At 54.7% G+C, this 7,949-nt stretch carries 8 protein-coding genes and 1 pseudogene; 5 read left to right on the forward strand and 4 right to left on the reverse strand.

Annotated features, from left to right (window positions below; all coding sequences use genetic code 11):
• Window positions 1–251: 251 nt before the first annotated feature.
• Entirely contained in the window at window positions 252–1,109 is an 858-nt protein-coding gene (locus ACFWW2_RS13990; protein ID WP_393928763.1) for an SDR family oxidoreductase, read from the reverse strand.
• Between the two features lie 138 nt (window positions 1,110–1,247).
• Between ACFWW2_RS13990 and ACFWW2_RS13995 the strand changes: the two are divergent.
• Together ACFWW2_RS13995 and ACFWW2_RS14000 are read left to right on the forward strand one after the other, a co-directional pair.
• A pseudogene (locus ACFWW2_RS13995) lies at window positions 1,248–1,403 on the forward strand (TetR/AcrR family transcriptional regulator); the annotation flags it as partial.
• 9 nt (window positions 1,404–1,412) lie between these two features.
• A complete protein-coding gene (locus ACFWW2_RS14000) occupies window positions 1,413–1,835 on the forward strand; it encodes a hypothetical protein (protein WP_393928777.1) in 423 nt (140 codons plus the stop codon).
• Window positions 1,836–1,924: 89 nt separating this feature from the next.
• Here ACFWW2_RS14000 and ACFWW2_RS14005 read toward each other — a convergent pair whose 3' ends face one another.
• Together ACFWW2_RS14005 and ACFWW2_RS14010 are read right to left on the reverse strand one after the other, a co-directional pair.
• On the reverse strand, window positions 1,925–3,106 hold the full coding sequence (locus tag ACFWW2_RS14005) for an MFS transporter (RefSeq protein ID WP_393928765.1): 1,182 nt from the start codon (window positions 3,104–3,106) through the stop codon (window positions 1,925–1,927).
• Window positions 3,103–3,861, reverse strand: a complete 759-nt coding sequence (locus ACFWW2_RS14010) for a DeoR/GlpR family DNA-binding transcription regulator (protein ID WP_393928767.1) — start codon at window positions 3,859–3,861, stop codon at window positions 3,103–3,105. The genes ACFWW2_RS14005 and ACFWW2_RS14010 overlap by 4 nt, the downstream gene beginning before the upstream one ends.
• A 59-nt stretch (window positions 3,862–3,920) precedes the next feature.
• Here ACFWW2_RS14010 and ACFWW2_RS14015 point away from each other — a divergent pair, with 59 nt between their 5' ends.
• On the forward strand, window positions 3,921–4,403 hold the full coding sequence (locus ACFWW2_RS14015) for a VOC family protein (RefSeq protein WP_393928769.1): 483 nt from the start codon (window positions 3,921–3,923) through the stop codon (window positions 4,401–4,403).
• Entirely contained in the window at window positions 4,363–5,676 is a 1,314-nt protein-coding gene (locus ACFWW2_RS14020; protein WP_393928771.1) for a transposase, read from the forward strand. Before ACFWW2_RS14015 ends, ACFWW2_RS14020 begins: the two co-directional genes overlap by 41 nt.
• A gap of 379 nt (window positions 5,677–6,055) precedes the next feature.
• Here ACFWW2_RS14020 and ACFWW2_RS14025 read toward each other — a convergent pair whose 3' ends face one another.
• Window positions 6,056–6,919 carry a LysR family transcriptional regulator gene (locus tag ACFWW2_RS14025; protein ID WP_393928773.1) on the reverse strand — a complete coding sequence of 288 codons (864 nt, stop codon included), beginning with the start codon at window positions 6,917–6,919 and terminating at the stop codon, window positions 6,056–6,058.
• An 86-nt stretch (window positions 6,920–7,005) separates the two neighbouring features.
• Between ACFWW2_RS14025 and ACFWW2_RS14030 the strand changes: the two genes are divergently transcribed.
• The gene (locus ACFWW2_RS14030) at window positions 7,006–7,764 is read left to right on the forward strand and encodes a sulfite exporter TauE/SafE family protein (protein ID WP_393928775.1); all 759 of its coding nucleotides are present in this window, start codon (window positions 7,006–7,008) and stop codon (window positions 7,762–7,764) included.
• Window positions 7,765–7,949 lie beyond the last annotated feature (185 nt).

Here is a 7,949-nt window from a genome sequence, read left to right on the forward strand (position 1 = left end):
ACCCGATTGGAACCTCGCTCGCGGAATTCATCAGGGCCAGCGGAACACCACCGCATAAACAGGCCGGACAGACGAAGGTACTGACGAAAATGACCGCAAACATCGCCAGAAAACGCTTGCAATGCAGGAGCCACCCACAGACGCTATTCGACGCAAGTACAAATTCGCACAAACGTAGGACTAGTGGACAGACTAAAGCCATCGTTGAACTTCCATCAATTTCGCCCAGATTTACCCACGACGGACAGAACTTAAGAAAGAAACTGTTCAATCACCGCAGCCTGCTGTTCCGCTCCCGTTGGATCAAGTTCAGTCTTCAACCGTGTAAATGCCTCACCCCATCTGGACGTGCGGGTCCGGATGGGCGGAGTCTCTGCTTGCATGCAATCAATGATCACTGCCGCCACTTCGTCTGACGTCTGGTAGATATCGTCCCCAGCTTGTCGGTTCTGTGCACCACCGATGTATTTCTGAAGGATTGGCAGATACTCATCGTCAAGCATGCCTCCCGTTTCCGCGACATGTTTCAAGACGTTGTTGGCAAATTCGGATTGGATGCCGCCGGGCTCTACCGTGGTGAAATTGATGCCGAAATTCGGTGTCACGTAACACGCCAACGCTTCGGAGTACCCTTCGACAGCGAATTTGGCAGCGCAATAGATCTCATTGAACGGCTGCCCAACCAGACCGCCAACAGAGGAAATGGTGATGACATGGCCAGCGCGCGCCTGACGCATGTGGGGGATCACCGCTTTGGTACAGCGGACGACGCCCATGAAATTGACATCCATCACCCAATTAATGTCATCTTCGGTGGCTTGCTCGGTCGTCCGCACAAATCCCGCACCCGCGTTGTTGATCAGCGTGTCGATCCTCCCCTCGGCCTCAACAATGGTCTCAACAGCGGCATTGACCGATGCAGTGTCTTGCACGTCCAGTTGAACGATATTGACCGAAACGCCTGCATCGGCCGCCGCTTGCTTCAACGCATCCTTCTTGGCCACATTTCGCATTGTCGCATAAACCTGATGACCCGCAAGCGCGGCCTGAATGGCAATACTGATACCAAGCCCGGACGATGTACCGGTAATGAGGACAACTTTGGACATGAGGAAGTTCCTTTGATTGAGCGCGAGTCACTGAAATAATGAGTGCGTGCTCACTATTAAAATGAGCAATTACTCATTGTCAACCTGCTCTGGCTCGGCTTAGAGTCTCGGTAGCTGATCCGCTCATGGAGGAATGCCTTGGCCCGCACTGTTACCGGTGACAAACCCGCAGCCATCCGTAGGGCGACGGTCAACGAAGTTGCAGCAGTCGGATCGCTCTCGGTCTCGGTCAACAAGATTGCAAAGCGGGCAAACCTATCTGTCGGAACGCTCTACCGCCATCACAAGACGAAGGATGAATTGTTGTTCTGGGTCTTCAAAAAGGCAAAATCCGATATTCACGCGGCCATGATGGCAGCGGCAGGAAAAGGTGATTGCCCACGCAAACGTTTGCGCAGCATGTGGTTTGCGCTCGTGGAGTATGGTTTTGCTGCGCCCAATGATTTCATATTTGTCGAGATGATGACCGCAGAAATCCACAAAGCTTTCGAAGGTGACCCTGAATTGGAACAGATACAGACTGATGTTCTGTCCGAAATTCAGGCGGGCATTGAGTCCAACGTTCTAGTGCAGGCACCAACCGAAACGATCGAGATCATCCTTGCCTCTCCAGCCATCACTCTCGCGCGGCGTGCCTCGGGCACCGGCGTTAGAATGGACCGCGCTGAACTCGAGCGCGTCTTCGAGCTCGTTTGGCGAGGGATATCGCGTTCACCGGTTGAGTAAGTTGGTCCGGCTCATTCCGGACCATGAGTAGGTTCGATCGTGCCGCGGTGCAGCTTCCCTTAAGTGGACGTTGGAACGGATGACTGTAACTACCGCACGCGGGCGACCCACCATGCCGAAAACGGAACGGCTAGAATGAGAACTGCGAGGAGCCAGAACGCGGTTACCAGCGAAGTTGCATCCGAAACAAAGCCGATTAGAGCCGGACCGATGAGGATCCCTGCATAGCCGGTTGTTGTCACCGCAGCGATCGCGATGCCGGGTGGCATGATTGTCTGACGCCCCGCCGCACTGAATAGGACCGGCACAAGGTTCGCGGCACCCAGACCGATCAGGATAAAGCCCATAAGTGCGGCGGGCACAAACGTTGCCACCAAGACGGTTGCAATTCCCGCCATTGTGATCAAACCGCCCAGAACAAGCGTTGCGAACTCACCGAACCTAGCCACAAGGAAATCCCCAGTAAGACGGGCAACGAGCATTGCGACCGAGAAAAGGATATAGCCGACGCCAGCGTTTTCAGCCGAGGTGAGGTCTCTGTCGATGATCAGAAGCGCGCCCCAGTCCAGAACGGCACCCTCGACCAGAAATGTGATCCCGGCCAAAACCGCCAGAAGGAGAACGATGCCACGCGGAATGGCAAATGGCTCAGATTCTTTCCCAGCGATACTTAAGAACCTTGATCGGGCAACCATCATAGCAATGAGTGCAGTTGCAGCACCAAGTACAGCACAGACCGGAACCGGCACGGAAAGGGACAAGAGAAGCGTGATCAAACCAGCCCCGAAAAAGCCTCCGATGCTCCAATGGGCGTGGAAATTCGACATGAGCGGTCGCTTCTCCATGCCTTCAACTTCGGCTCCATGGACGTTCATCGCCACGTCCATGGTCCCAAGTGATGCACCAAAGACAAAAAGCCCGGCCCCTAGTACCAAGGGCGATTCAGCCAGCGCCAATAGGGGCAGCATGATGATCAGTCCGAAGCCGCCAAAGAGGATTAAGGGACGTGCGCCTTGGCGCGCCGCCATCACGCCGGTCGCGGGCATCGCGATAATCGACCCTAGCCCAAGGCAAAGCAGCAGGATACCGAACTCCGCGTTGTCAGCCCCAACGTTGGCTTTAAAAAAGGGGAACAGCGGCGCACAACACGCCATGACAAACCCCGCTGCAAAGAACGCAAGGCGTGTCGCTACACGCGCCGGAGCGGTTGTGGCAAGGTCCGATTTCCTAGATGCGGCCGCCGGATCAGCGCTGTCCGTTGTCGATGTCATCCAGTCAGGACCAATCTAGTGGTTGTTGGTTTCAAGACGCTGGCTACGTCGGACGCCGCATCCGTGACGATCGTATCGATCTCTGCCATAGCGAGCGTGCGGTGTCTGGCTCGTCGGCCCACCTTGGTCTTTTCAGTGACGACAATCGTGCGGTTGGCCGCCTGATGCATAGCGCGCTTCATCTGCGCTTCATCGTGATCGTCGGAACTCAGGCCGAACTCTTCATCCAGACCGCAGGCTCCCAAGACAGCGATATCTGCAGCGACGCCCGCAGCACGATCCAGTGCGGCCTCGCCGGTTGCGATTCCGCCTTGAGGGCGCAGGGTTCCCCCAAGCAGGAATACGGCTATCCCTTTGTATTGGCACGCGATGGCAATCCAGGGCGATGGTGTGATGACCAGTCGGCCGCCTTGGACGGGCAAATCTTCGACGACGGCTAGTACCGTGCTTCCACCATCCACCAAAAGGGTCTGGGCATCACCGATTTCCTGGACAGCTGCTTTCACCAAGCCCCGACTGATCGAGGACCCCTCCTCAAGGCGGGTGTGCAATGGCATTGCTGGAGTTGAGACAGGGACAGCCCCACCTCGAACGCGCTGCGCCTTGCCGTCGGTCTCTAGTGCGAGGATGTCGCGTCGGATCGTATCAACAGACACACCATATTCATCTGCTGCATCGGCAGCCACGATCTGATGACCTTTGCTCAGACGTGCGGCAAGCTCTGCCTGTCTTGTATCTGGAACATTTAGATTCATGCAAAATCCTGCAAAAGATTGCAAAACACTGCATATTGTGTTTTTCCCGTATGGTCAACATGCATACCGAACAAGGCAAAACGAACGTGAAACAGGCACATCTGGCCCTTTGGACCCAAGACCTGGAAGCTGCGGCCTCACTCTGGCGAGACTATTTCGATGCCGACGTGGCTGGTCGATACAATAGCAATAATCGTCCAGGCTTTGCGTCACGCTTCGTAAATATCCCGGGCAATGATACTAGCATCGAGGTCATGGAGGGACCTTGGGTTACGCCGCATCCTGGCGAAGCCTGCGGTTGGGCACATATCGCATTCTCTGTCGGCGGAACTGACCAAGTCGATGCGACCGTAGACCGGTTTCGCCACGACGGGCTGCTCGTGTCCGCGCCGCGAAGAACAGGCGATGGCTATTATGAGTCTATTTTGTTGAAAAAGTCTTTGTTGCTTTGCAGCAAGGCGTTTGATTCACTCATTATTGTTGAATTGGGGGTATTTGGCGATGATGGGTACACAGGAAGCTCCAACGCAGTTGTTTTATGACTTCGATTTGGAGGCGCATGTCCCAGCTGATCACATGCTGCGCCAGATCGACCACTTCCTTGATGTCGATGCTGTGCGTGAGAAGATGAAGGCCCATTGCAGCCACCTCGGGCGGCCTTCGATTGATCCTCAACTGATCGTGCGGATGTTGGTGATTGGGTACATTTTGGGCATCCGGTCCGAGCGGCGTCTCTGCGAAGAAGTCCATCTGAACCTAGCATACCGATGGTTCTGTCGCCTTGGATTGGACAGCAAAGTGCCCGATCATTCTACCTTCTCAAAATACCGCCATGGCAAATTTCGGGACAGCGATTTGCTGCGCGTCGTCTTCGAAGCTGATGTGGACAGGCAAAACTCCAGCGCACAGGTGGATTGGGACGCGCGCGTTATCGATGCTGAAGATGCGCCACGCGCTGTACAAGAGTATCTTGATGTACTGGATGACAAAGCATTCGGCGCAGCGACCGTCGTCAAACCCAAGTTCACATCGCATTCTGACCCCGCAAGCCAATGGACTGCTGCACGCAAGGGACCCGCGATATTCTCGTACTCAAATAACAATCTCATCGACACGGATAATGCCGTAATTGTTGACGTCGAGGCGACACGCTCCATTCGCACAGCTGAGGTTGGCGCGTCACAAACGATGATTGATCGCACGGAAGAACGCTTTGGAATGCGGCCTGATTGGTTCGTCGCTGACACGGCCTATGGCTCAGCTGAGAACTTGGCGTGGTTGGTCAAAAAGCGGGAGATTATCCCGTTCATTCCGCTGATCGATAAGTCCGAGCGCAAGGACGGAACATGGTCGCGTTCGGATTTTGAATGGGATGACGACAACGACCGCTATATCTGTCCAGAAGGCAAACACCTGAACCGCACACGACAAAACCACCCTGATCCGCGCAACAAGCAACCAAGAACAGGCCGTCGTAAATATCGGGCAAGCAAACATGTGTGCGACATATGCCCATCAAAACCGAACTGCTGTCCAAAGACGAACGCACGCACCATCACACGCGAAGAACACGAGGATGCCCGTGACTTCGCCCGGCTGGCATTGAAATCCGACTTCAACCCAAAGGCCCAAGCCAAGCGCAAGAAGGTTGAGATGCTGTTTGCCCATCTCAAACGCATATTGAAACTCGGGCGTCTTAGGCTGCGAGGGCCCTGTGGCGCACAAGACGAATTTACGCTCGCCGCCATTGCCCAAAACCTCCGAAAACTCACAAAGCTAAGACCACAGACCGCCGAAAAGAGGATCGCAATATGATCTGAGCCCACAAACCATACAATCATCGAACCGCCCCTCATATCAGGCGGAACAATAAGCCTACGCCCATGACTGCGAGGCAGCCCAACCGCCCAATTGCACCGACCTTTTCAACAAAATAAGTCCATTGTATGTTCACCCGAGGGTACTCTGATCGAAATCGTCGAATAGCCGGAAGATCAGAAAGTTGACTCAATGCGCGTCCCAGCCGTTCTGCCAGAATGATTTAGACGGCCCAGAGCTGCCCTCCAGTGACGCCCCCGGTTTCTGCAGTCGCAGCCCGCTTAGCTGCCATTCGCTGCGATAGTGAAATCTCGAGGTCGGCGAACGGGGAAGGTGCGGACAGAGCGCCATTTCGCTGTGGGTGTACGGATGGCCGCTACTGGGTCTTTCTCGATGCGAAAGCCAATTGTTCAATCAATAAGTCCTGGCAACCGCTGGGATCATGCGGTGCTCTGTACGCGGCCAAAGCGACGGACGCGAGTTTTGGCAGGCCCAAGGACGGTTTGGCAGGTACCAAGGGCGACACAATCGTTTGCGACGGCATCACGGAAAGCGCGAGACCGGCCTGAACCAGCGTTCTGACCCCCACGGGATGTGGGCTGAGGTGGGATACGCGTCCTTTCATTCCTGCGGCATCCAAAGCGCGTAAGGCGTAGCGTCTGAGGTCTCGACCGTCCGTCAGAAATGCCAAAGGGATAGGCCCCTCGTCCGGCATTTCAAAGCTGGACGACGCAGCCCATGCCAATTCAACAGACTGCACAAACGCGCGAAAGCTATGGCGGCCCTGGTCCATCATGAAAGCGACGTCGATATCCCCATCCTCAAGACACTGAAGCAACCGATCACTACGGTCGCATTGGATTTGAATCTGAACGTGGGGTCGTAATTTTGCGAAAGCTGTCAAGGACTCTGCCACAAGTGACATGGCGAGCGTCACTGTGGTACCCAATCTCAAGATCTGCCGAGCATTGACTGTTTGTACGGCCTCCACCGCTTCCTCGGTGAGAGATAGGATACGTTTGACGTAGACCAGAAAAACCTCTCCATCTGGTGTAAGCGCAACTTTCCTGCCCCGCCCCCGAGACACAAGCTGCTGACCAAGGCCAGCTTCGAGTTTGTTGATCTGCGCGCTGACTGCGGATTGGACGGTATTTAGTCGCGCTGCCACCTGGGTGAAACTGAGTTCGTCCGCCAACATGGCGAAGGTACGCAGTTCTTTGAGATCAGGTAAAATCTCCATGAGAGATTTTAACATTCAAATTTGACTGTTTCATAGATTTTAATTGCTTCGATATGCGTGGACCCGAAATCCGAGGGTCTTTACAAATGGATCAATCAATTGCGTTCTATGTCGTTGCGGTCGTGGCCATTGTGCTGACGGGTGTTTCCAAAAGCGGTTTTGGCGGCGGTCTGGGTGTGATGGCTGTTCCGATGATGTCGCTCTTCGTGGCACCTCAGTTCGCAGCTGCCGTCATGATGCCCATCTTGCTGGCGATGGACCTGTTGATTGTCTGGCGCTACCGCGCCACTTGGGATCGCCGGATCATAGTGGGTTTGCTGCCAGCGGCCCTTGTTGGTCTGGGTTTAGGAAGCTTGTCGTTTCAATACATGGATGCGAACGCGGTGAAGTTCCTTGTGGGCCTCCTCGCAGCGTTCTTCGTGATGCAATTCATGGCTTCGAGGCGGGTGGAACTCTCACAACAAAGAACGCCACGGCCAGTCGTTTTTGCGCTTGGGGCGCTCTCGGGCTTCGCCAGCTTCATCGCCCATGCGGGCGGTCCGCCGGTGAAGGGTTACCTGCTGCGACAGCAGCTCGAGAAGTCTTGCTTCGTGGGAACCAACACGTTCTTTTTCTTCACATTGAACTTCCTGAAGACCATTGCTTATGGGGCGTTCGGAACTCTTTCAGTGACGAGCTTACAGATCAGCGCCTTGCTGTCGCCAATGCTTTTGCTCGGTGTCTTCCTAGGTTTTCGGCTTCACACAGTCGTAGATCAGAGAGTCTTTGCGAAAGTCGTCTATGGTTTTCTGGCGCTAACCGCTGTGAAACTGCTCTACGACAGTGGGGCATTTTTTCTTTTGTGAACTACAAAGCTGCCGTTCGTGAAACATGCAGCATTGGCCAAAGTGGGCTCTCGGACGAAGCCGCTCGCGCGGCATTGGCGTTTTTGGCTGATGTTTCGCATTTTTCCTGACGTCGCGCATTTTGTGAACTGACGAACCTGTCCGACGATTGAGGCTTTCTCAGTCGACAGAGGAGGTTCCGATGA

Source organism: Yoonia sp. R2-816, from assembly GCF_046762905.1.
Taxonomy (GTDB): domain Bacteria; phylum Pseudomonadota; class Alphaproteobacteria; order Rhodobacterales; family Rhodobacteraceae; genus Yoonia.

Coding starts and splice junctions, on each gene's coding strand:
- ACFWW2_RS13990 (WP_393928763.1), bottom strand. CDS start 1,109: ATGTCCAAAGTTGTCCTCATTACCGGTACATCGTCCGGGCTTGGTATC.
- ACFWW2_RS14010 (WP_393928767.1), bottom strand. CDS start 3,861: ATGAATCTAAATGTTCCAGATACAAGACAGGCAGAGCTTGCCGCACGT.
- ACFWW2_RS14015 (WP_393928769.1), top strand. CDS start 3,921: ATGCATACCGAACAAGGCAAAACGAACGTGAAACAGGCACATCTGGCC.
- ACFWW2_RS14025 (WP_393928773.1), bottom strand. CDS start 6,919: ATGGAGATTTTACCTGATCTCAAAGAACTGCGTACCTTCGCCATGTTG.
- ACFWW2_RS14020 (WP_393928771.1), top strand. CDS start 4,363: ATGATGGGTACACAGGAAGCTCCAACGCAGTTGTTTTATGACTTCGAT.
- ACFWW2_RS14005 (WP_393928765.1), bottom strand. CDS start 3,106: ATGACATCGACAACGGACAGCGCTGATCCGGCGGCCGCATCTAGGAAA.
- ACFWW2_RS14030 (WP_393928775.1), top strand. CDS start 7,006: ATGGATCAATCAATTGCGTTCTATGTCGTTGCGGTCGTGGCCATTGTG.